Below are 25,732 nucleotides of genomic sequence, written 5' to 3'. Positions count from 1 at the left end.
TAATCAGTTTTACTTTATGTTGTGGTTAGCCCATGCAGTCAAGTAAGGCAAGAGAAAGGAATAATTTTCTTTGTTCAGAAGGATTGATAATTCAGCTTTTATTCTTTAGTTGGAGATAATTAGTATAGCAATATTTTATTTTTTCTTACACCTTGGTGTATTGTGAGTAGAAGGTTCTATTTGGCAAGGGGAAGAACAATAATAAACCGTGCACCAGTTTTGCTATTTTCAAGTAAGGGGTCCATAATATTTTCAGCAGTGAGTGTTCCATTATGAGCTTCAATAATTTGTCGGCTAATAGATAAACCAAGTCCTGAATTTTGTCCAAATGTATCTTCATTTGGTCTGTCAGTATAAAAACGTTCAAAAATATGATCAATACTCTCTGAACGAATGCCAGGGCCATTATCTTCAACAGTTAAGGTAAGAGTTGAAGCATTATTTTTCATTGTAATACGGATTTCACCATTGTTACGGGGAATGAAGGAACGCGCATTTTCAATGAGATTGGAAATAACTTGGCCTAAACGTAATTCATGTCCTAAAACAAGATAAGGTTTACCGTAAGGGCGCGGTATAATATTAAGGCTGATATTAATAGTTTGCTTATTACGATATACTTCACGAACGGCGTGAATAAGACTTTCCAAAAGTTGACTCATATCAACAATTTGCGCAGTTTCACGGGCAAGTTCTGCGTCTAGTCGTGAAGCATCAGAAATATCGGTAATTAAACGGTCAAGACGACGGACATCATGTTGGATAATTTCAAACAGTTGTCTTTGTGCTGCTTCATTTTTAGCCAATGGTAGCGTTTCAACAGCGCTGCGCAGCGAAGTAAGAGGATTTTTTAATTCATGGCTCACATCGGCAGCGAAGCGTTCAATAGCTTCAATACGTGAATAAAGGGCGTTAGTCATATCGCGTATAGAAGTTGAAAGATGGCCAATTTCATCTTCACGTTCTGAAAAGTCAGGAATTTCTACCCGCTTATTGTTACCATGACGCACACGATTGGCAGAGGCAGATAATTTGCTCAATGGATTGGCAATTGTATAGGCTAAAAACAAAGAAAGTACCAAAAGTACACTACCAACAACTGCAAAAACTTTAAAAATAACAAGCCTTTCAGCTTTCACAATATTATCAATGTCTGAACTAAGGGTTGAAAGCAAAAGAGCACCAACTACTGCACGATAGCGCTGCACAGGAACAGCAACCGAAACAATCAATTGACCATATTTGTTACGTCGTTGAGCAGTAGCGGAAGAACCATTTAATGCTTGATAAACTTCTGGATAGATATCACCATTATTTTTTGCTTGCTCTCTATCAAGAGCAAGGCCACCACCGTAGAGTGCATGTGAAAACCATGAATATAAACGTTTCCAGGGACTTTGTTTTGTTTCAATAGCGGGAAGATCATAGCTAGAAACTATTCCACTGGAATAAAGAACACGTGAATCAAGAAGCAAAGTGGCATCTCGATCATAAATACGTGCTCTTGTTGTTTTGGGTGTGATAAGGCGGCGTAAAAGTGGAGCTATTTGCTCCGGATTAATAGGAAAATCCCAAGTGTCGGTTGATTGAGGTGTTGGTGTAACACTTTCTCCAGCTTGTAATTCCAAAAGTTTTTGGGGATCAATTAAAATAGAATTAGTATCTACTGTTGCGGAGGCAGCAATGGCTCCAGCAATGATTTTTCCTTGGGTGCGCAAACTTTCAATTTTTGCTTCAATCAAACCATCACGAAATTGTTTAGGATATAAAATACTTGTAACCAAAATGCCAAGGGCAGCGAGATTTAAAATGACAATGCGGCGTGTAAGACTAGAAAAGAACAATTGTCTAAATAAACGCTGTCCCCGAAAATGCAAATGAGCAAGCATAGGAAATCGTGCAGAGGAAACATTATTGGGTGTTTTATTTGATACAGTGCTTGATTGGGTATTTGTTGTCATTGATTTGATTGTTGTTCAAACTGTCGTGACACAATAACTTTAAACTTCATGGAAACGATAACCTACGCCATAAAGCGTTTCAATCATTGCAAAATCATCATCCACTTGTTTAAATTTTTTACGCAAACGTTTAATATGACTATCAATGGTGCGATCATCTACGTAAACTTGATCATTATAGGCGGCATCCATTAAAGCATCACGACTTTTAACAACTCCTGGTCGTTGTGCTAAAGTTTGCAGAATCAAAAATTCTGTAACTGTTAATATAACAGGTCTATTTTTCCATGTACAGGTGTGACGTTCTTGATCCATAACGAGATCTCCACGTTTAAGAGAAGAGGCGGGTGATGTCCCTGTTAGAAGCGATTGATTGCGAGCGTTTGAACGGCGTAAAATCGCTTTTACTCTCTCAATAAGAAGACGTTGAGAGAAGGGTTTGGTAATAAAATCGTCAGCACCCATTTTAAGCCCAAAAAGTTCATCAATTTCATCATCTTTAGATGTAAGAAAAATAACTGGGATATCAGATTTCTGACGCAGTCGACGCAAAAGTTCCATCCCATCCATTCGTGGCATTTTTATATCAAAAATAGCTAAATGAGGGGGATGTAGCGTTAAGCCTTTAAGCGCAGATGCTCCATCTGTATAGCTTTCAACCCGATAGCCTTCTGTTTCAAGAGCAAAAGATAAGGATGTCAAAATATTGCGATCATCATCAACAAGTACAATCGTTTGGGTGATTGCTGGAGTATCCTTCATAGCTTCTTAGACCTTTCTATCGCTGTGGCAGAAAATCGCCCATAGCTTTTATATGAGAGTTCATATTTTTTTTGCAAAACAAATATGGTACAAATTGTGGCAAAGTAAAATACATTTCGTCTTAATGGTAAAGACTATTTTTTCTTTGCAGTTTTGTAATGCGTTTTTGCTTAGTTAGGATTCCCTCGCTTAGTGTAAGTTTTCATTGAGGTGTTTTTTACAAAATCTACCATTTTTAATGGTTGGAATTTATGAATGCACCTAATCTATTCTAACAGTATGGTGATATAGGGAAAAAAGGCGTACTATTAAAGGTATGCTATTATTGTACGAAAGAAAATTATAAAGGGATTTTGAATTTTTCTAAAATTAGTTAATTAATATAGGTAATTATGAACATAAAGAAAACAATCTTAAAATTATACTTCATAATTTTTTCTTGATACAAATCAATATCTTAGATTGAAGACTACAAGATTTTTTGAGCAGAGAAGTTAAAGATTAAGCAAACGTTTGAAGAAGTAGTTTAATTGTGACTAATTCGTGTGGTATTTCTTCTGTTAAGATTGGGCCGATTATAAGATTACAAATCTGCGACCGTATAAGGTTAAAATCTAAAGAAGGTTTTATGCAAAGGGCTAAATACGCTCATTTTGAGACCAAAGGGTCAATGTTAAAATTGTTTGATCAATTACTTCGAACAAATATTGTACGTTTCTGACATTAATCAGACATGATAGACTAATAAAATAGACTCCCTATTTTTTATGATAAGTTATAGATAATTAGATAGTATTCTTAAAAAAATTAAAAAGCGTAAAAGTCATATTCTTATCGTATCGTATAACTCTGCAAAAATTTATTGAACAGCACCTGGCTTCGAAGATGATGTGACTCCTATAGCATCTACAAAAAAGTCAACATTAATTGCTCCAGCTTTCTCAAATGTTAACTTTGCATTGATTTTATTGCCTTGTTGAAATGGCTGTGAAAGTCCTAAAAACATGATATGGTCACCACCAGGTTTCAGTATGATTTCACCATTGCCTGGAATTTCAATACCATTGGACAGTTTTTTCATTTGCATGATATTGTTAACTGCTGTCATAGAATGAATTTCTGTTTCTTGTACTCCATCCATTGAAATAGCAATTAAGCGATCGGGGGTATTACCGTGATTAATGATATGAAGATAACCGCTACCAACTTTTGCACTTTTAAGCGTTGCCCGTGTCCAAGGGTAAATAATTTCTAAATCGCCAAGTTTGTACTGGTCAACATTTGCAATTGCGGGTAGAGTTATAAAGGCAAAAATAAAAACATACAAAATGCAGATAATGATACTTTTAAATGCATATTGTGTATAACGTGTGTCCATAAAATTCTCCATTTTGGGGCGTGTTATCATTGTTGGCTGGTTTTCTTAATAAGTTCATTTTAATTTAAGTACAATTTTTACACATACCAATAAAAGGTAATGTTGCGCAAATTATGTTGTGTGAATGATTAAGAAAAGGGGAGTGTTGTGCACATATTTATTAAGAAGGTGAGAAAAGTTCAAGATGATCAGAGAAAAAATAAGTTCGAGAATATAAAAAGTTAAGAGTTTTGCTTTTTTCAAAGATGGGCTTAATTCTATAAGCAATGCAAAAATACTTATGTGTATTAATTAAGGCTGATTTACTGCAGCCAATGTAAAGTCTATTTAAGCATGATTAGAAATTTGTGTAAACTTATTGTGTGTGCAGAATGCTTTTATAACTTTTCCTTGAATATTTTAAATTACTGTGAAAAATAAAGGCTAAGGGAAATGGAGCAATTATTCTTATTCCTTCAAGTTTTATAGGCGTAATTTACAGCTTTGTGAGAGATATGCTATTGTACTTGTCTTAGTTGTAGAAATATATTTTAACAAAGATATTAAAAGTACGAATGCTTATTTTAATAAAATTTTTATTTTGGAGTTTCTCTCGTTATTCTCTTGTAGGGGTAAAAAGCTGTTCTTATATACGAACTAACAGACTTGTTATGATTCTCAAGTTATTGTTTATAGTATTGAAATCAAAAGCAGGCTTTAATGTGATAAGGAGCTGTCTTGGAAAGATGCTTGATAAAGGTTTAGACAGCTTGCTGAATGGAGATTAAAATATGGCAAAAGTAATTGGTATTGATTTGGGGACGACCAACTCCTGCGTTGCTGTCATGGATGGCAAAAATGCAAAGGTTATTGAAAATTCAGAAGGAGCGCGCACTACACCTTCTGTTGTTGCCTTTACCGATAGTGGTGAGCGGCTTGTTGGGCAACCTGCAAAACGGCAAGCGGTTACCAACCCTGAAGGAACGGTTTTTGCGGTTAAACGTCTGATTGGGCGCCGCTTTGATGACCCTATGGTTGAAAAAGACAAAGCGCTTGTACCTTATAAAATTGTTAAGGGTGACAATGGTGATGCATGGGTTGAAGAAGCAGGGAAGAAATATTCTCCATCGCAGATTTCAGCAATGATTTTGCAAAAAATGAAAGAAACTGCGGAGTCTTATTTGGGTGAAAAGGTTGAACAAGCGGTTATTACTGTTCCTGCCTATTTTAATGATGCACAGCGTCAAGCGACTAAAGATGCTGGTAAAATTGCTGGGCTTGAAGTGTTGCGAATCATTAATGAACCTACAGCTGCTGCTTTAGCTTATGGTTTAGATAAGAAGGACGGTAAAACTATTGCAGTTTATGACCTTGGAGGTGGTACATTTGATATTTCTGTTCTTGAAATTGGAGACGGTGTTTTTGAAGTTAAGTCAACCAATGGAGATACATTCTTAGGTGGTGAAGACTTCGATATGCGTTTAGTTAGCTATTTTTCGGATGAATTCAAGAAAGAACATGGGATTGATCTGAAAAATGATAAACTGGCTTTGCAGCGCTTGAAAGAAGCAGCCGAGAAAGCAAAAATTGAATTATCTTCGTCACAGCAGACTGAGGTTAATTTGCCATTTATCACAGCTGATCAATCTGGTCCTAAACATTTAACGATGAAATTAACCAGGGCGAAGTTTGAATCGTTAGTGGAAGATTTGATTCAGCGTACTATTGAGCCTTGTAAAGCTGCATTAAAAGATGCGGGCTTAAGCGCTGGTGAAATTGATGAAGTTGTTTTAGTGGGTGGTATGACCCGTATGCCTAAAATTCAGGAAGTAGTACAAAGCTTTTTCGGTAAAGATCCACATAAAGGCGTTAATCCCGATGAAGTTGTAGCTATGGGTGCTGCTATTCAAGGGGGTGTATTGCAGGGTGATGTAAAAGATGTATTGCTTTTAGATGTTACACCTTTATCTTTGGGTATTGAAACATTAGGTGGAGTATTTACACGTCTAATTGAACGCAATACCACCATTCCAACTAAAAAATCGCAAACTTTTTCCACAGCTGATGACAATCAAAATGCTGTCACTATTCGTGTTTTCCAAGGTGAACGCGAGATGGCTAATGATAACAAGTTATTAGCTCAATTTGACCTTGTTGGTATTCCACCAGCACCACGTGGTGTTCCTCAGATTGAGGTCACTTTTGATATTGATGCAAATGGTATTGTGAATGTTTCGGCCAAGGATAAAGGTACTGGCAAGGAACATCAGATTCGTATTCAAGCATCGGGTGGTCTGAGTGATGCTGACATTGAAAATATGGTTAAAGATGCGGAAGCACATGCTGCTGAGGATAAAAAGCGTCGTGAAAGTGTTGAAACGAGAAATCAGGCAGAAGCGCTTGTCCATTCAACTGAAAAATCTTTGGCCCAATATGGTGATAAGGTGTCGCCTGAAGATAAAGGTCAGATTAAGACAGCAATGGCTGATTTAAAGACTGCACTTGAAGGTACTGATACCGGAGAAATAACAGTGAAGATGCAAAAATTAGCAGAAGTTAGTATGAAGCTTGGACAAGCTATGTATGAAGCTTCAGAAACAGAAGCAAAGGCTGATACTGAAACAGATACAAAAAATGATGATGTTGTGGATGCTGATTTTGAAGAAGTTAATGATCAAAAGAAATAGTTGAAGCAAATGTATTTATAAGTTAATAAACCCGGCCTGTGAAATATAAGGCTGGGTTTTGTTATTTAGGAGCAAGTTTATAACTTTGTTGCTTAAAGAATGTAGATTAAAACAAATATTATCTTGAAATGGATGACGGAAAATTTATCAGGAATACATGATGAAAGTTGATTATTATGAAATTCTCGGCGTAACGCGTGGATGTGATGATAAAAAGCTGAAATCTGCTTTTCGTAAGCTGGCAATGCAATATCATCCTGATCGTAATCCAGGGGATAAAGAAGCAGAACAAAAATTCAAAGAAATTGGTGAAGCCTATGAAGTTCTAAAAGATCCTCAAAAGCGGGCTGCTTATGATCGATTTGGTCATGCCGCTTTTGAAAATGGTGGTCGTGAAGGGGCTAGCCCGTTTGGTGGTGGATTTGCTGATATTTTTGAAGATTTCTTTGGTGAAATCATGGGCGGTGGACATCGTAAACGTAGTGATGGCCGTGAACGTGGTGCAGACCTAAGTTATAATATGGAAGTGACATTAGAAGAAGCATTTGCAGGTAAAACGGCGCAAATTAATATTCCCAGTTCCATTGTGTGTGATGTTTGCGAGGGATCGGGTGCAAAAAAAGGCTCTAAGCCACAAACTTGTGGCACTTGTTATGGGGCTGGGCGTGTGCGTACTGCGCAAGGCTTTTTTTCTATTGAACGAACATGTCCACTTTGTTATGGCCGTGGTGAAATTATTACAGATCCATGTTCAAAATGCCATGGTACAAGACGGGTGGAAGCAAACCGTTCGTTGCGGGTCAATATTCCAGCGGGTATTGAAGATGGTACTCGTATTCGTCTTTCTGGTGAAGGTGATGCTGGAACTCGTGGAGGTCCTGCGGGTGATCTTTATATTTTTCTTTCCATTAAACCGCATGAATTTTTTCAGCGAGATGGGGCAGATCTTCATTGCCGTGTGCCTATTTCGATGATTACGGCTGTGTTAGGAGGAGAGTTTGAGGTTTCTGATCTTGATGGTGTCAAAGCCCGAGTGAAGGTTCCAGAAGGTACGCAAAATGGGCATCAATTCCGCCTTAAAGGTAAAGGAATGCCTATATTACGCCAACAAACAAGGGGTGATCTTTATATACATATTACTATTGAAACACCGCAAAAATTGACGCAAAAACAACGTGAATTATTGCAAGAATTTGATAAGCTTTCCAACCATGAAAATTCACCGCAATCACATGGTTTTTTTTCGCGTATGAAAGAGTTTTTTGAGAACATTGCTGGTCAAAATTCATAAAATAGACACAGGCAAAGAACGACAAAAAAATACACACGAATGTTTTTGCAATAAATCTGTCATACATATTCTTAAATCAGGTAGCCTAACAGGTTTTTCTTTAAGTATAATCTCTAAAATACCTATAGAGGATGGTTTTAGAAAATATAAGAATAGTCAATTCTCTGCCTGAGATTAAGGACGATAAGCATAGTTTCATTAAGATTTATGTATAAAATACTTTTCATTGGACGCAATTAGAGTAATCATTAACTATAGATTTCATGCATCTGTTCTTCAGTTTTTTGTAGTTTCTACACTATGAAGAGATTGTGAATTGATTGCACAAATTTCAATATATTCAACGTTTTTTGTTATATATTTTGTAAAATATAATGGAAAAACTTAAATCACATTTGATTTTTGTGTTTGAAAGCAAATTTTTGTTTTACAGTAATGATAGTTGAGTAATGAATTAGTGTTTAAATTTCAGTAGCTTGTAAAGCTATGGATTGTGAGAGAAAAATAACGAATAAGTTTCAATATTGCGCAATGATAATAATTAATTTTATTGGAAACTTATTAAAGTGCATCATAATTTGACAGTTAATTCTTCAAAAAGGATAAAGCGGATTGGTCCAATATGGTACAGATCATGATAAAAGTAAAACCCTTAAAAGATGGGCATAAAGTCAAAATACAATCGCTTTTATGAATGTTTAACTTTTATGCAGAAATTGCTAAGTCTTTGATTTCATTAAACAATGTTTAAGTAGTTATGATAATACATTTATGTATTAGAGATTATTACACTTACCAAGTTGTTCTATTTACTAAAGGTATGGCAATTAATTGCATTATAGAAAAATATGTTTTTTCCATAAAACCATTGATTTTTTACAACCTGTTTTATTAAAGCGTTGTTATGTAGTTTAATCAGTAATTATATAGCATTTCCCAAAAGATTTTCTATATTATCCTAGCACTTTTGATAAAGTAAGATTATAAAATGATGATATTTTTTGTTCCTCTTTTTTAAACACTCCAGTGTCAATAATTGCTTAAGGTGCATTTATCTAGTTTCGTTTGTTTTAAACGCAATTTTGGAAAAAATCAGATGATTTTTAAGGAGTTGAATAAAAAATGTATTTCAAATCTGTTTTTACTTTCTCTAAATTTTATAAAAGGGGGCAAAAAATGATGAGGAGACTCTTTTGATGAGTGATATTACAAATACTGCCGCAGATATTTTCGAAAAACAGGCAGCGTTTTTGTCATCTGCTTTGCCTTACATGCAAAAATATGAAAATAAAACGGTTGTTGTAAAATATGGCGGACATGCTATGGGTGATCCTGCTTTGGGGCAGGCATTTGCACGTGATATTGCTCTTTTGAAACAATCGGGTATTAATCCTGTTGTAGTTCACGGGGGTGGCCCTCAGATCGCTGAAATTTTAAGGAAAATGGGTATCGAATCGCGATTTGAAAATGGTTTACGCGTAACTGATGAAAAAATCGTTGAAGTAGTTGAGATGGTGTTAGCAGGCTCCATCAATAAGGCAATTGTAGCTCTCATCAATGCTGAAGGAGAATGGGCAATTGGTCTTTGTGGTAAAGATGGCAATATGGTTTTTGCTGAAAAAGCTTATAAGACTATAATTGACCCTGAGTCACACATTGAACGTGTTTTAGATTTAGGATTTGTTGGTGAACCTGTTGAAATTGACCGGACATTGCTAGATTTGTTAGCACGTTCTGAAATGATTCCGGTACTTGCTCCGGTTGCTCCGGGCCGCGACGGTAAAACCTATAATATTAATGCTGATATTTTTGCTGGAGCAATTGCTGGCTCTTTAAAAGCTAAACGCCTTTTATTTTTAACTGATGTTCCTGGTGTGTTGGATAAAGAGGGTAAAATTTTAAAAGAATTGACAATTTCTGAGGCTGAGCACCTTATCAAAGATGGAACAATTTCAGATGGTATGATTCCAAAAGTGGAAACTTGTATTGAAGCTATTCAAAATGGCGTGGAAGGTGTAGTTATTTTAAATGGTAAAACACCTCATTCTGTTTTGCTTGAATTATTTACCGAACATGGAGTTGGGACGCTTATCGTTTCATAAAATGTGTCGGAATCAATTTAGGGATGGAACCTTTCATGGCTGAGATGCAACAATTGAGGCGTTTTTTATTCAGTAAGCAAGAATTAGCATTATTCGCTGCGACAATACTTTGGGGTATTACATTTTTAATTATTCATATTGCAGTACAATATAGTGGACCACTTTTTTTTGTGGGGTTTCGTTTCATTGTTGCGGCGCTCATATCTGGAATGATTTTTTGGCGCTCTATGAAAGGCGTAACCTTTTATGAAATTTTTGCTGGTATGAGCATCGGTTTGGGAATGTTTTTTGGTTATACTTTGCAAACAGCAGGACTTCAAACTATTATCAGTAGTCAGTCAGCATTTATCACTGCACTTTATGTGCCGATGGTTCCAATATTGCAATGGATTTTTTTTAAAAAGCCACCCCATTTTGCCAGTTGGGTTGGTATTATTTTTGCTTTTGTTGGGCTTGTGTTGGTTTCGGGACAAGGATTTAAAGGTATTAATTTTTCAAAGGGTGAAATTCTTACTTTGCTAGGAGCTTTGGCGATTGCTGGGGAAATTATTCTTATTGGGCTTTTTGCAAATAAGGTTGATAGTCGACGTATAACGGTTATACAGTTATTTTTTGGTGGCGTTTTTTCATTTTTCTGTATGCCTTTAATGGGAGAAAATATTCCTAAATTTTCATGGGTTTGGCTAAATGTAGGTTTAAGCTTGGCTTTGATGAGTGCAGTGATCCAATTAACTATGAATTGGGCACAAAAATCTGTTTCACCTACCCGCGCAACACTCATTTATGCAGGTGAGCCTGTTTGGGCTGGTATTGTTGGACGTTTGGCTGGTGAGCGTTTATCTGCTTCAGCTTTATTGGGTGGTTTACTTATTTTAATTGGGATTGTGATAGCTGAGTTACAGCCTGCGCAATGGCGTAAAAAAGGCGTAGTGAATAAAAAAATCAATTAACTTTTTCTTCTTAACAATTTTTTTGTGACGATTTTGCTTGAGAAAGCTAGGTTATTGAAAATGCTTAGAGTCTATAGTTGATAAAAACCAAAATAAAGAATTTCATATTGAGTGATTGTCATTATGATTGAAGCAAATAAAAATTTAATCTTTATTCAAGTTAATGGGGTTTTACGAACGATCTTCACCTCTATTCTTTTAAAGGTTTTTAAGAGTATATAATTGGTCTTTGCGTTTTGTGCTATTCTTTGCTAAATCGCCTTGTATGACAATAGATCGCAATTATATCCGTAATTTTTCCATTGTGGCACACATTGATCATGGAAAGTCAACTTTGGCTGATCGCTTGATTCAAATGACAGGTGGTCTTGAGACACGAGAGATGAAAGATCAAGTGCTCGATTCTATGGATATTGAGCGCGAACGTGGGATTACTATTAAAGCGCAAACAGTGCGTTTGCACTATAAAGCAAAGAATGGTGACACATATATCTTAAATCTTATCGATACACCTGGGCATGTTGATTTTGCTTATGAAGTATCGCGTTCATTGGCGGCTTGTGAGGGTTCATTATTGGTAGTGGATGCAAGTCAGGGGGTAGAAGCACAGACATTAGCAAATGTTTATCAGGCCATTGATAATAATCACGAATTAGTTGTTGTGCTTAATAAGGTGGATCTTCCAGCTGCAGAGCCTGAACGAATTAAAGAGCAAATTGAAGATGTGATCGGTATAGATTCATCTGGAGCGTTAGAAATATCGGCAAAAACAGGTTTAGGTGTTGTGGATGTTTTAGAAGCAATTGTTATGCAACTACCTCCTCCCCACGTTGGCGATGTTACAAAACCACTAAAGGCAATGCTAGTTGATAGTTGGTATGATGTTTATCTTGGTGTTGTTGTTTTGGTGCGGGTAATTGATGGTGTGTTAAAAAAAGGTCAAACTATTCGTATGATGGGCACGGGAGCAAAATATCCCGTTGAACAAGTTGGAGTGTTCACTCCGAAAATGATACAGGTTGATGAATTAGGGCCAGGAGAGATCGGTTTTATAACTGCTTCTATTAAAGAAGTTGCTGATACGCGCGTTGGGGATACTATTACTGAGGAACGTCACCCTTGTGAAGATATGTTGCTTGGTTTTAAACCAGCTCAGCCGGTTGTCTTTTGTGGCCTTTTTCCAATTGATGCAGCTCATTTTGAAGATTTACGTACAGCTATGGGGAAATTGCGTTTAAATGATGCGAGTTTTTCTTTTGAAATGGAAACATCGGCTGCTTTGGGTTTTGGTTTTCGTTGTGGCTTTTTAGGGTTGCTTCATCTTGAAATTATTCAAGAACGATTAGAGCGCGAATTTAATTTAGATTTAATTGCAACAGCACCTTCTGTTGTTTATCGCATGCATATGACTAATGGTTCTATTGAGGAATTGCACAATCCAGCTGATATGCCTGATAGTGTTAAAATTGTTTCCATTGAAGAGCCATGGATTCGCGCAACAATTATGACACCTGATAATTATCTTGGGGCGATTTTGGAGCTTTGCCAAGAACGGCGCGGGGTACAAGTTGGTTTGTCATATGTTGGGACGCGTGCCATAGTAACGTATGATTTACCTCTAAATGAGGTAGTTTTCGATTTTTATGATCGGTTAAAGTCAATTTCAAAAGGATATGCTTCTTTTGATTATCAGATGATTGATTATTCTGAAGGTGATTTGGTTAAAATGTCTATTTTAGTCAATGGAGAACCTATTGACGCATTGTCGATGCTTGTACACCGCACTATAGCGGAAAAGCGTGGGCGTTCTATGTGCGAAAAGCTTAAAGATCTTATTCCTCAACATATGTTTCAGATTCCAATTCAAGCAGCAATTGGTGGTAAAATTATTGCACGTGAAACAATTCGTGCTTTACGCAAAGATGTGACAGCTAAATGTTATGGTGGTGACATTACCCGTAAACGCAAATTGTTAGAAAAACAAAAAGAAGGCAAAAAACGCATGCGTCAATTTGGGAAGGTAGAAATTCCACAGTCAGCCTTTATTCAAGCACTTAAAATGAGTAAATAATTTAAAAAGAAAAATGTTTGCCTTTTTTGATTATTTTGTTTGATATAATGTTTGTCGAGAAAGATCTTTAAACAGTACTTTTAGTCGCGTAGAAGATCATTAATGGATGTTTTTTCCCGTGTTTTTTGATCTACTCGTTTGGCAATGACAGCACAATAAAGGTTGGGGCCTGTTTCACCGTTGGGTAGTGGTTTTCCAGGAAGGGAGCCTGGAACAACAACTGAATAGGCTGGTACTTCACCTATAAAAATTTCGCCTGTTGTACGGTCAATAATTTTTGTAGATTTTCCAATAAAAACTCCCATACCTAAAACAGCGCCTTCACGAATAATGCAACCTTCAACTATTTCAGAACGTGCACCGATAAAACAATGATCTTCAATAATTGTTGGACCTGCTTGCAGTGGCTCTAAAACACCTCCAATGCCGACACCACCAGAAAGATGAACATGCTTGCCAATTTGGGCACAAGAACCAACAGTAGTCCACGTATCAATCATTGTTCCTTCATCTATATAGGCGCCAAGGTTAACAAAAGATGGCATTAAGATGACATTGGGTGCAATATAAGCAGAATGGCGTACAATCGCTCCAGGAACTGAGCGGAAATTGGCTTGTTTAAAATCAGCTTCTTGCCATCCTGAAAATTTTGAAGGTATTTTATCCCACCAACACGATCCATTTGTTTCACCAGAAATGATGCGCATAGGATTGAGTTTAAACGATAGAAGAATAGCTTTTTTTAACCATTGATGAATATACCATTGACCATCTTCTTGGCGTTTTGCTACGCGGACTTCACCTTTGTCTAGAAGATTTAATGCATGTTCAACGCTGTCACGAATTTCACCTTTTGTAGAGGTATTAATAGAATCGATATTGTTAAATGCTTTTTCAATAATTGTTTCAAGTTGTGTAAGATTGGTCATTGCCAAAGTTCCATTAAGCAAGTTGAAAGCATAAAGATTTATTATTTATGGCCTACGTGAAGAAATGTATGTAGTCAATAAAAGGGTTTTAAAAGAGTGTAACAGGTATATAAAAAAGGCTATAAAAGAATGGTAAAAAAAGAAGAAAAAAATAATACGCTATCTTCCTCTGTAAAGGAGATTGGGCGACAAATGGATACAATATCTGACACACCACAGATGCGTTCACTTACTTACCGTATAGCTTATATGGATCAGGAATTTATGATGCGTCCTGAATTACGTTCACAACGTCTTGGTCTTGAGTTTTTAAAACCGGAAATGGTTTTTCAAGAATGTGGCATTCAATCAACTGTTGTTTTATTTGGTGGGGCACGTATTCCTGAGCCTGGGCAAGAAGCATGGGCAGCGAAAAATCAACAACAAAAAAATAATTTGCAAAGTATGTCTCATTATTATGATGAGGCAAGAGAGTTTGCGCGTTTGTGCTCGCGCTATTCTGCTACCACAAAATATCGCGAATTCGTAATTGCAACGGGGGGAGGACCTGGGGTAATGGAAGCAGGCAATCGTGGTGCTGATGATGTTGGTGCACCAACGATTGGTTTGAATGTTTTTTTGCCTCATGAACAATGGCCCAATACTTATGTGACACCACATTTGTGTTTTAATTTTCATTATTTAACAATACGAAAAATGCATTTTTTAATACGGGCGAAAGCATTGGCTATTTTTCCTGGGGGATTTGGCACTTTGGATGAGCTGTTTGAGGCATTAACTTTAATGCAAACAGGTCGTATGAAAAAGGTTCCTATTTTAATATTTGGGAAGGAATTTTGGAACAATGTTATCAATTTTGATTATTTGTCCACTCAAGGTATGATTTCTCCTTCTGATATTGATCTTTTCACGTTCGTCAATACAGCAGAACAAGCTTTTGAAGTAATTCGTTCTTTTTATAAGTTGGGTTGATAGTTTAAGAAGACATTTTTAAAATAGTTAATAGTCAATTTTCATCAAATAAAGACCTGAAGGGGGTGCAACCATGCCACAACGTGCACGATTCTTGGCATTAAGAGCTGCTTCAAGATCTTGAGCTGTCCATTGTCCAGTACCAACTTTCACAAGACTTCCTGCAAATGAACGAATTTGATGGTGAAGAAAAGAGCGAGCCTGTGCATAAAGGAAAATTTCTTCTCCTTTTCTGTACACATCTAAACGTTCAAGGGTGCGAATAGGGCTTTTAGCCTGGCAGTGGGCTGAGCGGAAAGTAGTAAAATCATGCTGTCCCACAAGTTTTTGAGCTGCTTCATGCATAGCATCAGCATTAAGATGTTTTGGCAGCCACCATACACGTTTAATGTTTAAAGCTGGTGGTGAACGACGATTGAGAATTTTAAAGAGATAATAGCGTTTGGTTGCACAAAATCGTGCATGAAAATTATCTGGGACATTTTGTACATTTAAAACAGCAATATTTTCACCTTGTTGCTGCAAATGGGCATTAAGTGCATTATGTACAGTATTAGCATGCCAGTTTTTTGTAAAATCAACATGCGCAACTTGCCCTATAGCATGAACACCAGCATCGGTTCTACCAGCTGTAATGATGGTCAATTTTTCGCCGCTAAAGTTAAAAATAGCTTGTTCAATAGCACCTTGTATAGTGTGCAGCCCTGCTTGACGTTGCCAACCAGCATAATTTGAACCATCATATTCAAGAGTAAGTTTAAAACGTACCATATCAAAAAACTGCAGAAATGTTGGTTCCCCGCAAAAATGTTGGACTATCAAGAATTTTGCCGCCAGATCGTTGGAGGTGAGTTATTTCTATTTGTCCTTTTCCGCAATGGATAATCAGATTTTTTGCTTCTATCCGACCAATTTCAAGTGAGACACCTTCCACTACGCGGCTTCCAAGAATTTTTACCCGTTCTTGTTTTCCACCAATATCCATAATGCACCAGCAACCAGGAAAGGGGGAGAGAGCGCAGATACATTTGTGAATGGATTGTGCAGATTGCGTCCAATCAATTCGGGTTTCTTCTTTTTTAATTTTGACAGCATAGGTTATCCCTTCCAATGGTTGAGGGGTAAGTTTGAGTTGGTCTCTTTCAAGAGTTGATAGAGCTTTTACTATGAGCTTTGCTCCTATATGTGAAAGCTTGTTTGAAAGTTCATGAGCTGTCATATTATCGGTGATAGTGATTGAACGGGATAAAGCAATAGGCCCTGTATCTAGTCCTTCATCCATTTTCATAATCATGATTCCAGTTTCTTGGTCACCAGCCATAATCGCGCGTTGAATAGGGGCTGCACCACGCCAGCGCGGTAATAATGAGGCATGAACATTTAAACAACCAAAGCGTGGTGTTTCGAGAATAGCTTTTGGTAAAAGTAATCCATAAGCTGCGACAACAGCAACATCAATAGATAATGCTGCAAACCGATCTTGTTCTTCAGATGTTTTGAGACTTTGAGGTGTGAAAACGGGAATGAATTTTGCTTGTGCTGCATTCTGGACAGGGGAAGGAACCAATTTAAGACCACGCCGTCCCGCCGGACGAGGAGGTTGGCTGTAGACTGCTACAATATCATGACCAGCATCTAATAAAGCATGTAAAATAGGCACAGAAAAATCAGGTGTTCCCATAAAACCTAATCGTAATACCATCACACAATTGCTTTCTGTGTGTCTTTTTCTTTTGCGCGTTTTTTTAATTTTCGAATTACCATATCGCGCTTGATTTTTGAAATGTGATCAATAAAAAGACAGCCATTCAAATGGTCGATTTCATGTTGCAGACAAGTAGCCAAAAGATCATCTGCTTCAATTTCTGTTTGCTTTCCTTCACGATCGCTATAACGAACACGAAGACGTTTAGGACGTTCAACTTGTGCATAATATTCAGGAATAGAAAGACAACCCTCTTTGTAAATATTGCGTTCATCTGATAGCCATAAAATTTCCGGATTGATCACAACAAGCGGATTTTTAGGGGTATTGTTTTCAGCAATATCTATAACCAGCATACGTAATGGCACACCAACTTGAATAGCAGCAAGACCGATGCCTTGAGCGTGATACATGGTTTCCAACATATCGTCCGCTAGCTTTTGAATGGCTAGATCGATATGTTCGATAGGTTTTGAAACTTTACGTAGAATCGGGTCAGGTAGAGTAACTAAAGATTTCATTAGCATAGAAATAAATTAATCAATGGTTTATTACTGGTCAATATTGAATAAGAGATTCGTGCACTTTTTCGTAATAAAATCGCTATATTACTGTTATGTTTGATTCGTTTTTTTCTTTGATACTCTTAAATGAGCGTTTTTATGGATTTATAGTTTTATTTTTACTAGCCGGTTTTGTGATTATGATAATTATACGCAGTAACCGGAAAAAGGCTATTGAAGCGACTACACACGCGCATGAAATGCAAATGCAGATGGCTGCATTGTTAAAAAACCAAGCCGAAATGCAAGGGCGCATGCAGACAATGGCAGAAATTTTTGGTCAAAGACAGGCTGAATTAAATCAATCTATTCGCGAACAACTCAATGGGATGACAACTAATTTAGGTCAAACTCTCCAAGTGCAGACCAAATCTACTTATGAAAATTTAACTCGTTTGCAAGAACGTTTAGCAGTCATTGATGCAGCACAAAATAATATTCAATCGCTTACTGGGCAGATTATTCAACTGCAGGCTATTTTAAACAACAAGCAAACACGCGGCATCTTTGGTCAAGGACGGATGGAAGCTATTATTTCTGACGCTTTACCAGCTAATACTTATGTTTTTCAAGCGGTTCTTTCAAATGGAAAACAACCAGATTGTCTCATTCATATGCCTAATAAAGCACCAGCCCTTGTTGTGGATGCTAAATTTCCTCTAGAGGCTTGGAATGCTATGCGCAAGGCATCATCTTCTGAAGAACGCAAAAGAGCTGAACGCCAATTTCGCACTGATATGGATGTTCATATTCGTGATATTGCACAAAAATATTTAATTCCTGGAGAAACACATGATATAGCTTTTCTCTTTGTGCCATCAGAATCAATTTTTGCAACAATCTATGAAGATTTTGAATCATTAGTACAAAAAGCCAATCGTGCGCATGTGATTATTGTCTCGCCATCTTTGTTAATGTTATCTGTTCAAGTTGTACAAACCATTATGAAAGATGCAAAGATACGTGAACAATCGCATTTGGTTCAATCAGAGGTAGCAAAATTAATAGAAGACTTTGGACGGATGGATATGCGTGTTCGTGCTTTACAAAAACATTTTTATAAAACAGGCGAGGATATTGAGGCAATTTTAACATCGTCTTCTAAAATCATGAGACGTGCTAGCCGCATTGAGGCTTTTGAATTAAAAGAAAATGATTTTGTGTCAAAGCCAATAACAACGCACATTCAGTCACAAACATTGCGTTTGAGTGATGAGTAGTAAAATAGAATTACTTAAATAAATAGAGGATAATTTTATCTTTTATGAATTTTGTAAGAATTTGGTAGTATTTATACTACGTTTTAGCTTTTTATAAGGGAATACAGGGTGATGCGGCGCCTTTTATTATTGGGGACATTTGTATTTTTTTTAGGCAGTTGCGCAACAAAGCCTCCCACATATACAAATAATGCTTGTGTTATTTTAGCTCAAAAAAATGGTTTTTTTGATAATTGGAAAAAAGCTTCTAGAAATGCAGAAATGCGTCATGGAATTCCTGCATCTATTATTCTTGCGACGATTAATACAGAATCGGGTTTTCGTTATAATGCGCGTCCTAAGCGTAAAAAACTTCTTGGTTTTGTTCCGTGGAAGCGTCGTTCAACAGCTTACGGTTATGCTCAAGCGCTTGATAATACGTGGGCAGTCTATATCCGCTCTACAGGAAGATCTTCTGCACGACGGACTAATTTTGCTGATTCTGCCGATTTTGTTGCTTGGTATCATCGCCAAAGTGTTAGACGCAATGGTGTTAACCCCAATGATGCGTATAGTCTTTATTTAAATTATTATATGGGGCATGGTGCTTATGCTCGCAATAGAGGTCGTTCTACCCCAGCGATTACAGAAGCTGCACAACGTATGGATAAAATGGCAAGGCGTTATGATCAGCAATTAAGAACGTGTGGTTGGCGCTAGAAAGATTGCGCAAATAGCCGGATCAAAATGTCATTAAATATTTTGTGAAAATTCATGTTTATTGTGAATGATATACAAGCAAATGATTGATTGCTTCTGTTTTTGTAGGTCAAATTTATCCTGTTTAGTTGAAGCTTTTTAAGTTTTAAAGCTTATATTAGTCGGGAAGGCATAGTTATTATCTTTAACAATAATTATCACAAAATAAATTTATTTTTCTCATTTTTAAAAAAGCTAATTTTCTGCAATAGCCTTTATGGTAAGAATTATGACTGTACAATAGCTACAACACTTAAGTTCATAGATTGGGCGATTTCATAATTTGTCTTTAAATAATTTAGTGTAATGTGACAATTTGTAACTCATGTTCATTGGCACCTGCAAGAGCAATAGAGCGCTCATCGGATAAAATAATTGGGTGGCCCGTTTCACCAAAGAGAGCCCATACTGTAATTCCTGGAGTCATTGGCGGAAGATCTGGAAAATTTTTAGCTAGATCATCTGTACAAACTTTTTTTAAATAAGCAATTTGTCCTTCATTAGAAGATGCTGTGTCTTGTAATGACAAGATTTGTTTATGCTCACTCATTTCATTGGACCTTTATGCATTGACTTTTGTTATTTTCGCTGCTGACTTGAATTAGATCTATTGCATTTAATAAATAAAGAATAATTGATAAAAGATTATTTTTCAACTTAGTACTCATGCTATACATATTTTTAGTGAGAAGAAAATCGTGTTGGAACTTATGCAAAGTTATACCATGATAGAAATATTGATAGTTTTAACTGTTTGTTCATTATGAATAGACAGTTAATCCTCTTCTAAAGGAAGCTTAAGCATACCTAAGTTTGAGTGCGATAACAGCTAGAGTTTACATGTATAGCTCTCCTCATTATTTTTATGAAAATACGCACTATTTATAATTAGCGTAAGCTTTATTAGTTATATCAATATATCGTGACGTTTTATTCTTTTTTCAAATTTAGAAAAAAAGAATAAAATATGTGTCATTGTAATAGTTACTTTTTAAAGTGATTAATTGACAAATTTTAAAAAAGCATTTTTCATATTTCTTTTATGGGGTTAAGTGTGAGCAATAACTTCAAAGAAAATGAGAAAGAAGGTTGATGACTGAAAAGACAAAGCAATTGAGAAAAGCGCAAAAAGTCGTCGGAACATTATATAGAAAAGATGAAATTGCAGAAATCTTTCGCCGTTTTTCTATTCAGCGCCCTACTCCCAAAAGCGATCTTGTGTATACGAATGCTTTTACTCTTTTGATTGCGGTTATTCTTTCAGCTCAGGCTACAGATGTTGGTGTTAATAAGGTTACACAAGAGTTATTTCCCCTTGCGGATAGACCGGAAAAAATGGTTGCGTTAGGAGAAAAGGGGATCGCATCTTATATCCGAACCATTGGTCTTTGGCGTGCAAAGGCCCGAAATATTTATGCACTTTGTTGTCTTTTAATTGATCAATATGATGGCCAAGTTCCTAATAGTCGCAAAGCACTTATGGCACTACCTGGTGTAGGGCGCAAAACGGCTAATGTTGTTTTGAATGTTGCTTTTGGTCAACCTACTCTAGCTGTAGATACGCATATTTTGCGCCTTGGAAACCGCCTTGGTTTAGCACCAGGTAAAACACCAGAGGTGGTTGAAGAGAAGTTAGTAAAAATTATACCAGCTTGTTATATGCATTATGCTCATCATTGGCTTATTTTACATGGGCGTTACATTTGCAAGGCGCGTAAAGCACTTTGTACACAATGCATCATTGCTGATCTTTGCAAAGCAGCAATTAAAACAAATGCCATTCCAGCACCCTTGGTTGAAGTTAAAGGGAATGGAGCTCCTGTTTTTTAATACGGGCCTTGCTATTTTATGTATACTGGCTTATGAAAACATGGTTAGAACCGCCCGGCAGGGCATGCCGTGGCTGTTCAAATGGCTTATTCAAGTTTTGATCAATTTGATCAAATTTAAACATATGGAGTAGCAAAATGCCCAAAATGAAAACCAAATCATCTGCTAAGAAACGGTTCAAGATTACTGCACTAGGTCAAGTGAAAGCAGCAGCAGCAGGCAAACGTCACGGTATGATTAAACGTTCTAATAAGTTCATTCGTGATGCACGTGGAACAATGATTCTAGCTGAATCAGATGCTAAAAAAATCACTCAGTATTATTTACCCAATGGCCTTTAAGCCTTGCATTTTGATTCATAGGAGATTGTCATATGGCACGTGTAAAAAGAGGTGTTACAGCTCACGCTAAACACAAAAAAGTTCTTAAAGAAGCTGAAGGTTTTCGTGGTCGGCGTAAAAATACCATTCGTGCAGCTAAAGCAGCAGTTGATCGTTCAAAGCAATATGCTTATCGTGATCGTAAAAACCGCAAGCGTACTTTCCGTTCTTTATGGATTCAGCGGATCAATGCAGCTGTTCGTGTAGAAGGTTTAACTTATGGGCGTTTTATTGACGGACTGTCAAAGGCCGGTATTGAGATTGACCGTAAGGTTCTGTCTGATATAGCTATTTATGAGCCCACAGCATTTGCTGCTTTAGTGGTCTCTGCAAAAAAGGCTTTAGAATATTTAAAAGACACAACGCCTAATGCTTTTGAAGGCGCTGTCAAGTAAGCCAGTTTGCGTTTTCTTAAAGCATTTATTTATTCGAGATTCCGCTCTGGTTATTACTGGTGCGGTTTTTTTTTAATGTAGAATAGGCAGAAATATGAACGATATTGAACGTCTAGAACAAGAAATTTGTTCAGCTTTAGAAGCAGCCAATGATGAACAGGCACTTGAAGCGGTACGTATTGCGGCATTGGGCAAAAAAGGTAGCATTTCTGAAAGATTAAAAGCATTAGGAAAGATGAATCCCGATGAACGCCATAAAGTCGGACCGATACTTAATGGATTAAAAAATCGTATTTTAGAATTGTGGGCGCAAAAGCGCGATGTTCTCAAACGTCATGCAACAGCTGTACGCCTGTCTAAGGAAACAATTGATGTCACTTTGCCTGTTCGTTCTTCGCCTATAGAGCGTGGTCGTATCCATCCTATTTCGCAAGTGATTGATGAAATCATAGCTATTTACGCAAATATGGGTTTTTCTATTGCGCAGGGGCCAGATATTGAAACGGATTATTATAATTTTACTGCACTGAATTTTCCTGAAGATCATCCAGCGCGTGAAATGCACGATACCTTCTTTTTTGATGTGGATGAAGCGGGGAATCAGAAATTGTTGCGCACGCACACATCACCAGTACAAATTCGTGTAATGGAAAAGCAACAGACACCAATACGCATCATTATTCCTGGAAAAACTTATCGTATGGATTCTGATGCAACGCATTCACCGATGTTTCACCAGGTAGAAGGATTGGTGGTTGATAAAACTTCCACTATTGCACATATGATGTGGCTTCATGAAACTTTTTGTAAGGCTTTTTTCGAAGTATCTTTGGTAAAGATGCGTTTTCGCCCGTCTTTTTTTCCCTTTACTGAGCCGTCTATGGAAGTAGACATTCAATGTAATCGTTCCGGTTCAGAAGTGAGGTTTGGAGAAGGTCATGATTGGTTGGAAATTTTAGGATGTGGTATGGTGCATCCTCATGTGTTAAAGAATGCTGGTTTTGATCCGGATGAATATCAAGGATTTGCGTGGGGTATGGGGATTGATCGTATGGCTATGTTAAAATATGGCATGCCTGATTTGCGGGCTTTTTTTGAAACTGATCTACGTTGGTTGAATCATTATGGTTTTCGTTGCTTTGATGTGGCTGCCCTTTTTACTGGCTTGAGCAATGTATAATTTTGTCGCGGTTTTCATGTGAGGTTTTAAGATGAAATTTACATTGTCTTGGTTGAAGGATCACTTAGAAACAGATGCATCTTTAGATGAAATTTGTAATAAATTAACAGCTATTGGCCTTGAGGTTGATCATGTTGAAGATTATGCTTCTTTAGCAGGCTTTGTGAATGCAAAGGTTTTAACAGCTGTAAAACATCCTGATGCGGATAAATTACAAATTTTATCAGTAGATACAGGATCCAGTGCGCCTGTGCAAGTTGTGTGTGGGGCACCAAATGCACGTGTTGGGCTTGTTAGTGTTCTTGCATTGCCAGGCACCTATGTGCCAGGGCTTGATATAACGTTATCTGTGGAAAAAATCCGTGGTGTTGATAGTTTTGGTATGATGTGTTCCTCAGCAGAGCTTAAGTTGTTTGGTGAGCATGATGGGATTATTGAATTGCCAGAAGATGTTCCTCTTGGAGTATCATATGCAGATTATGCAGGTCTGAATGATCCTGTGATTGATGTTGGGCTGACGCCTAATCGTTCTGATTGTACAGGTGTTCGTGGAATTGCTCGTGATTTAGCTGCAACCGGCATTGGGCGATTAAAAGAATTATCAATACCACAATTTGGTTCCTCTTTTGAAACGTCAGTTCAAGTTACTTTAGATTTTTTGCAAAGTACATCATTATGTTTAGGTTTTTCTTGGCGCGAAGTGCGTAATGTGCAAAATAATACGTCACCACAATGGATGCAACGACGTTTAAATGCAATCGGTTTAAGACCAATTAATGCGTTGGTTGATATAACAAACTATATAAGTTTTGATCTTGGTCGTCCACTTCATGTTTTTGATGCCGATAAAGTTAAAGGGGTTTTAAGAGTGCGTTGTGGTTGTGAAGGTGAACAGCTGCAAGCTCTGAATGGTAAAATTTATAACTTGAGTACCAAGGATTGTGTCATTGCAGATGAAGAAGGGGTTGTTGCTATTGCTGGCATTATGGGTGGTGTCAGAACAAGCTGTGATGAAATGACACGCCGTGTCATTATTGAATCAGCTCTTTGGGATTCACGCAGTATTGCACAGACCGGTCGCACATTAGGCCTTATTAGTGATGCGCGTTATCGGTTTGAACGGGGTGTTGATCCTGCTTTTATGGAGTCGGGGCTTGAGATTGCAACACAATTGGTGTTGAATCTTTGTGATGGTGAGGTATCAAAAGCGCAAGTTGTTGGCTATCAGAAGCCAGAAGTTAAACAGATCAGTTTTCCATTTTCTGAAATTAAACGTTTGACTAATTTAGAAATAGAACGTGGAAAAGCCATTGCTATTTTAAAACAGCTTGGATTTGGCATTAAAGGAGAAGGAGATGTGGTTACAGTTGAAGTACCAACATGGCGCTTTGATGTTATGGGTAAAGCTGATTTAGTAGAAGAAGTGATACGAATTTATGGGTTGGATAAAATTGAACCTATACCGTTAGAAAATTTTGCTAAGGGGAATAATAAAATTCTAACGTTTCCACAAATTGTTTCACGTGTTGCTCGTCGGGCTTTAGCGTGTAGAGGTATGGTGGAAGCTGTGTCTTGGTCATTTATTTCTGAAAATCAGGCGCTGACTTTTGGAGGAGGTCAAGCGCAGCTTAAGTTGGTAAACCCTATTGCAATTGATATGTCGGTAATGCGCCCTTCTCTTTTGCCTGGTTTGCTTATTGCTGCACAGCGAAATGTTGATCGTGGTTTCCCGGATTTTGCTTTGTTTGAAGTTTCAAGTATTTATAAAGGCGATGCACCTGATGAACAACAGTGTGTTGCTGGTGGTATTCGTCGTGGTACAGAAAAATTTGAAGGGTCTGGACGTTTTTGGAGCGGAAATGCAAAAGCAGTTGATGTTTTTGATGCCAAAGCGGATGCATTGGCTGTTTTGGAGGCGTGTGGTGTAGATATTAGTAAAGTACAAATTGGAATTGAAACACCTGATTGGTATCATCCTGGTCGTTCAGGTGTTATTAAGCTTGGACCAAAGGTTATTCTTGGTTTCTTTGGTGTTTTTCATCCTGATACATTAGAAAAATTAGATGTTAGTGGTCCTTTATGCGGTTTTGAAGTTTTTCTTGACCAAATTCCGGAACCAAAGAAAAAGGCAACAAAAATCCGTTCTCCTTTAAAGTTGTTACCTTTTCAAATGGTACGACGCGATTTTGCATTTGTGGTTGATAAAGCAATAGCATCTTCTCTGATTGTTAATGCTGCACGTGGGGCGGATAAAAAACTTATTCATTCAGTACAGATTTTTGATCTTTTTGAAGATCCAAGTCTTGGTGAGGATAAAAAGTCTGTAGCGATTGAAGTTGCTATTCAACCTGTTGAGCGAACCTTAACAGACGAAGATCTTGGAGAACTTGCTTTGAAAGTGGTGGAAAATGTTACTAAAGCGACAGGTGCATGTTTGCGTTGCTGAGCTTTATGTTTTGCACAGTTGGTTACTATTCTTTTGTATGAATTATTTTATACATAAGTGCCTTTTGGGTATTTTTTGTTGAGTACTAGAGTGGTAAATATGGGCCTTAAATTAAAAGGCCAGGGAATTTTTCGAAATTGATTTTTATATCGGTAGACTATTAATTGAAATTATAAACAGTTTTCGGTGTAAA

The 25,732-nt window shown here is 37.1% G+C and carries 21 protein-coding genes; 13 read left to right on the top strand and 8 right to left on the bottom strand.

The genetic code is table 11. The features are described from left to right. Window positions 1-176: 176 nt before the first annotated feature. The 3 genes from ME3_RS00790 to ME3_RS00780 form a co-directional block, all read right to left on the bottom strand. Entirely contained in the window at window positions 177-1,961 is a 1,785-nt protein-coding gene (locus ME3_RS00790; RefSeq protein WP_007476212.1) for a sensor histidine kinase, read from the bottom strand. A gap of 39 nt (window positions 1,962-2,000) precedes the next feature. Then, the gene (locus ME3_RS00785) at window positions 2,001-2,723 is read right to left on the bottom strand and encodes a response regulator transcription factor (protein WP_007476211.1); all 723 of its coding nucleotides are present in this window, start codon (window positions 2,721-2,723) and stop codon (window positions 2,001-2,003) included. 859 nt (window positions 2,724-3,582) lie between these two features. Beyond that, window positions 3,583-4,101 carry a copper chaperone PCu(A)C gene (locus ME3_RS00780; RefSeq protein ID WP_007476210.1) on the bottom strand — a complete coding sequence of 173 codons (519 nt, stop codon included), beginning with the start codon at window positions 4,099-4,101 and terminating at the stop codon, window positions 3,583-3,585. A gap of 770 nt (window positions 4,102-4,871) precedes the next feature. Here ME3_RS00780 and dnaK point away from each other — a divergent pair. From dnaK to lepA, 5 genes are all read left to right on the top strand, one after another. After that, window positions 4,872-6,767 carry a molecular chaperone DnaK gene (dnaK, locus tag ME3_RS00775; protein WP_007476209.1) on the top strand — a complete coding sequence of 632 codons (1,896 nt, stop codon included), beginning with the start codon at window positions 4,872-4,874 and terminating at the stop codon, window positions 6,765-6,767. Window positions 6,768-6,927: 160 nt separating this feature from the next. Continuing rightward, a complete protein-coding gene (gene dnaJ, locus ME3_RS00770; protein ID WP_007476207.1) occupies window positions 6,928-8,058 on the top strand; it encodes a molecular chaperone DnaJ in 1,131 nt (376 codons plus the stop codon). A gap of 1,196 nt (window positions 8,059-9,254) precedes the next feature. Continuing rightward, window positions 9,255-10,160, top strand: a complete 906-nt coding sequence (argB, locus tag ME3_RS00765) for an acetylglutamate kinase (RefSeq protein WP_007476205.1) — start codon at window positions 9,255-9,257, stop codon at window positions 10,158-10,160. Window positions 10,161-10,183: 23 nt separating this feature from the next. After that, on the top strand, window positions 10,184-11,110 hold the full coding sequence (locus ME3_RS00760) for a DMT family transporter (protein WP_425338845.1): 927 nt from the start codon (window positions 10,184-10,186) through the stop codon (window positions 11,108-11,110). 265 nt (window positions 11,111-11,375) lie between these two features. Then, window positions 11,376-13,181: a translation elongation factor 4 gene (gene lepA / locus ME3_RS00755; protein ID WP_007476201.1), complete on the top strand. Its 1,806-nt coding sequence runs from the start codon at window positions 11,376-11,378 to the stop codon at window positions 13,179-13,181. Between the two features lie 80 nt (window positions 13,182-13,261). On the opposite strand, the gene dapD is transcribed toward lepA, so the two are convergent. Then, window positions 13,262-14,110, bottom strand: a complete 849-nt coding sequence (gene dapD, locus ME3_RS00750; protein WP_007476199.1) for a 2,3,4,5-tetrahydropyridine-2,6-dicarboxylate N-succinyltransferase — start codon at window positions 14,108-14,110, stop codon at window positions 13,262-13,264. Between the two features lie 129 nt (window positions 14,111-14,239). On the opposite strand from dapD, the gene ME3_RS00745 reads away from it, so the two are divergent. Next, window positions 14,240-15,082: an LOG family protein gene (locus ME3_RS00745; protein WP_007476198.1), complete on the top strand. Its 843-nt coding sequence runs from the start codon at window positions 14,240-14,242 to the stop codon at window positions 15,080-15,082. A 27-nt stretch (window positions 15,083-15,109) separates the two neighbouring features. Here the strand turns inward: ME3_RS00745 and truA are convergent, their stop codons facing one another. From truA to def, 3 genes are read right to left on the bottom strand one after another with little or no spacing between them, the layout of a single operon-like run. Next, window positions 15,110-15,853 carry a tRNA pseudouridine(38-40) synthase TruA gene (gene truA / locus ME3_RS00740; protein ID WP_007476196.1) on the bottom strand — a complete coding sequence of 248 codons (744 nt, stop codon included), beginning with the start codon at window positions 15,851-15,853 and terminating at the stop codon, window positions 15,110-15,112. Between the two features lies 1 nt (window position 15,854). Next, a complete protein-coding gene (fmt, locus tag ME3_RS00735; protein ID WP_007476193.1) occupies window positions 15,855-16,784 on the bottom strand; it encodes a methionyl-tRNA formyltransferase in 930 nt (309 codons plus the stop codon). After that, window positions 16,784-17,314 (bottom strand): peptide deformylase, encoded by a 531-nt coding sequence (def, locus tag ME3_RS00730; protein ID WP_039952318.1) that lies wholly within the window; start codon window positions 17,312-17,314, stop codon window positions 16,784-16,786. The genes fmt and def overlap by 1 nt, the downstream gene beginning before the upstream one ends. A 176-nt stretch (window positions 17,315-17,490) precedes the next feature. Between def and ME3_RS00725 the strand changes: the two genes are divergently transcribed. Further along, window positions 17,491-18,570: a DNA recombination protein RmuC gene (locus tag ME3_RS00725; RefSeq protein ID WP_425338844.1), complete on the top strand. Its 1,080-nt coding sequence runs from the start codon at window positions 17,491-17,493 to the stop codon at window positions 18,568-18,570. A 111-nt stretch (window positions 18,571-18,681) separates the two neighbouring features. After that, window positions 18,682-19,269, top strand: coding sequence for a transglycosylase SLT domain-containing protein (locus tag ME3_RS00720; RefSeq protein WP_007476187.1), 588 nt, complete (start codon window positions 18,682-18,684; stop codon window positions 19,267-19,269). 337 nt (window positions 19,270-19,606) lie between these two features. Here ME3_RS00720 and ME3_RS00715 read toward each other — a convergent pair whose 3' ends face one another. Further along, a complete protein-coding gene (locus ME3_RS00715; protein WP_007476185.1) occupies window positions 19,607-19,858 on the bottom strand; it encodes a BQ00720 family protein in 252 nt (83 codons plus the stop codon). Window positions 19,859-20,400: 542 nt separating this feature from the next. Here ME3_RS00715 and nth point away from each other — a divergent pair. The 5 genes from nth to pheT all read left to right on the top strand — a co-directional run bounded on the left by nth (window position 20,401) and on the right by pheT (window position 25,539). Continuing rightward, window positions 20,401-21,138, top strand: coding sequence for an endonuclease III (nth, locus tag ME3_RS00710; protein WP_007476184.1), 738 nt, complete (start codon window positions 20,401-20,403; stop codon window positions 21,136-21,138). 137 nt (window positions 21,139-21,275) lie between these two features. After that, window positions 21,276-21,479, top strand: coding sequence for a 50S ribosomal protein L35 (gene rpmI / locus ME3_RS00705; RefSeq protein ID WP_007476182.1), 204 nt, complete (start codon window positions 21,276-21,278; stop codon window positions 21,477-21,479). Window positions 21,480-21,511: 32 nt separating this feature from the next. Further along, window positions 21,512-21,913, top strand: coding sequence for a 50S ribosomal protein L20 (gene rplT, locus ME3_RS00700; RefSeq protein WP_007476181.1), 402 nt, complete (start codon window positions 21,512-21,514; stop codon window positions 21,911-21,913). A gap of 94 nt (window positions 21,914-22,007) precedes the next feature. Further along, complete coding sequence (gene pheS, locus ME3_RS00695) at window positions 22,008-23,093, top strand: phenylalanine--tRNA ligase subunit alpha (RefSeq protein ID WP_007476179.1); 1,086 nt, start codon at window positions 22,008-22,010, stop codon at window positions 23,091-23,093. A gap of 31 nt (window positions 23,094-23,124) precedes the next feature. Then, window positions 23,125-25,539, top strand: coding sequence for a phenylalanine--tRNA ligase subunit beta (gene pheT / locus ME3_RS00690; RefSeq protein ID WP_007476177.1), 2,415 nt, complete (start codon window positions 23,125-23,127; stop codon window positions 25,537-25,539). Window positions 25,540-25,732 lie beyond the last annotated feature (193 nt).

Origin of the sequence: Bartonella melophagi K-2C (assembly GCF_000278255.1) — a bacterium.
In the GTDB taxonomy this organism is placed as follows: Bacteria; Pseudomonadota; Alphaproteobacteria; order Rhizobiales; family Rhizobiaceae; genus Bartonella; species Bartonella melophagi.
Note: the sequence above shows the minus strand (reverse complement) of the source record. Positions and strands in the feature narration are given on the sequence as shown.

What these genes read in the sequence shown, in the direction of transcription:
- ME3_RS00790 (WP_007476212.1), bottom strand. Translation starts at nt 1,961, where the DNA reads ATGACAACAAATACCCAATCAAGCACTGTATCAAATAAAACACCCAAT.
- dnaK (WP_007476209.1), top strand. Translation starts at nt 4,872, where the DNA reads ATGGCAAAAGTAATTGGTATTGATTTGGGGACGACCAACTCCTGCGTT.
- ME3_RS00715 (WP_007476185.1), bottom strand. Translation starts at nt 19,858, where the DNA reads ATGAGTGAGCATAAACAAATCTTGTCATTACAAGACACAGCATCTTCT.
- rpmI (WP_007476182.1), top strand. Translation starts at nt 21,276, where the DNA reads ATGCCCAAAATGAAAACCAAATCATCTGCTAAGAAACGGTTCAAGATT.
- fmt (WP_007476193.1), bottom strand. Translation starts at nt 16,784, where the DNA reads ATGGTATTACGATTAGGTTTTATGGGAACACCTGATTTTTCTGTGCCT.
- argB (WP_007476205.1), top strand. Translation starts at nt 9,255, where the DNA reads ATGAGTGATATTACAAATACTGCCGCAGATATTTTCGAAAAACAGGCA.
- def (WP_039952318.1), bottom strand. Translation starts at nt 17,314, where the DNA reads ATGCTAATGAAATCTTTAGTTACTCTACCTGACCCGATTCTACGTAAA.
- rplT (WP_007476181.1), top strand. Translation starts at nt 21,512, where the DNA reads ATGGCACGTGTAAAAAGAGGTGTTACAGCTCACGCTAAACACAAAAAA.
- ME3_RS00720 (WP_007476187.1), top strand. Translation starts at nt 18,682, where the DNA reads ATGCGGCGCCTTTTATTATTGGGGACATTTGTATTTTTTTTAGGCAGT.
- ME3_RS00745 (WP_007476198.1), top strand. Translation starts at nt 14,240, where the DNA reads ATGGTAAAAAAAGAAGAAAAAAATAATACGCTATCTTCCTCTGTAAAG.
- ME3_RS00780 (WP_007476210.1), bottom strand. Translation starts at nt 4,101, where the DNA reads ATGGACACACGTTATACACAATATGCATTTAAAAGTATCATTATCTGC.
- ME3_RS00760 (WP_425338845.1), top strand. Translation starts at nt 10,184, where the DNA reads ATGGAACCTTTCATGGCTGAGATGCAACAATTGAGGCGTTTTTTATTC.
- pheT (WP_007476177.1), top strand. Translation starts at nt 23,125, where the DNA reads ATGAAATTTACATTGTCTTGGTTGAAGGATCACTTAGAAACAGATGCA.
- pheS (WP_007476179.1), top strand. Translation starts at nt 22,008, where the DNA reads ATGAACGATATTGAACGTCTAGAACAAGAAATTTGTTCAGCTTTAGAA.
- lepA (WP_007476201.1), top strand. Translation starts at nt 11,376, where the DNA reads ATGACAATAGATCGCAATTATATCCGTAATTTTTCCATTGTGGCACAC.
- nth (WP_007476184.1), top strand. Translation starts at nt 20,401, where the DNA reads ATGACTGAAAAGACAAAGCAATTGAGAAAAGCGCAAAAAGTCGTCGGA.
- truA (WP_007476196.1), bottom strand. Translation starts at nt 15,853, where the DNA reads ATGGTACGTTTTAAACTTACTCTTGAATATGATGGTTCAAATTATGCT.
- dnaJ (WP_007476207.1), top strand. Translation starts at nt 6,928, where the DNA reads ATGAAAGTTGATTATTATGAAATTCTCGGCGTAACGCGTGGATGTGAT.
- ME3_RS00785 (WP_007476211.1), bottom strand. Translation starts at nt 2,723, where the DNA reads ATGAAGGATACTCCAGCAATCACCCAAACGATTGTACTTGTTGATGAT.
- dapD (WP_007476199.1), bottom strand. Translation starts at nt 14,110, where the DNA reads ATGACCAATCTTACACAACTTGAAACAATTATTGAAAAAGCATTTAAC.
- ME3_RS00725 (WP_425338844.1), top strand. Translation starts at nt 17,491, where the DNA reads ATGATAATTATACGCAGTAACCGGAAAAAGGCTATTGAAGCGACTACA.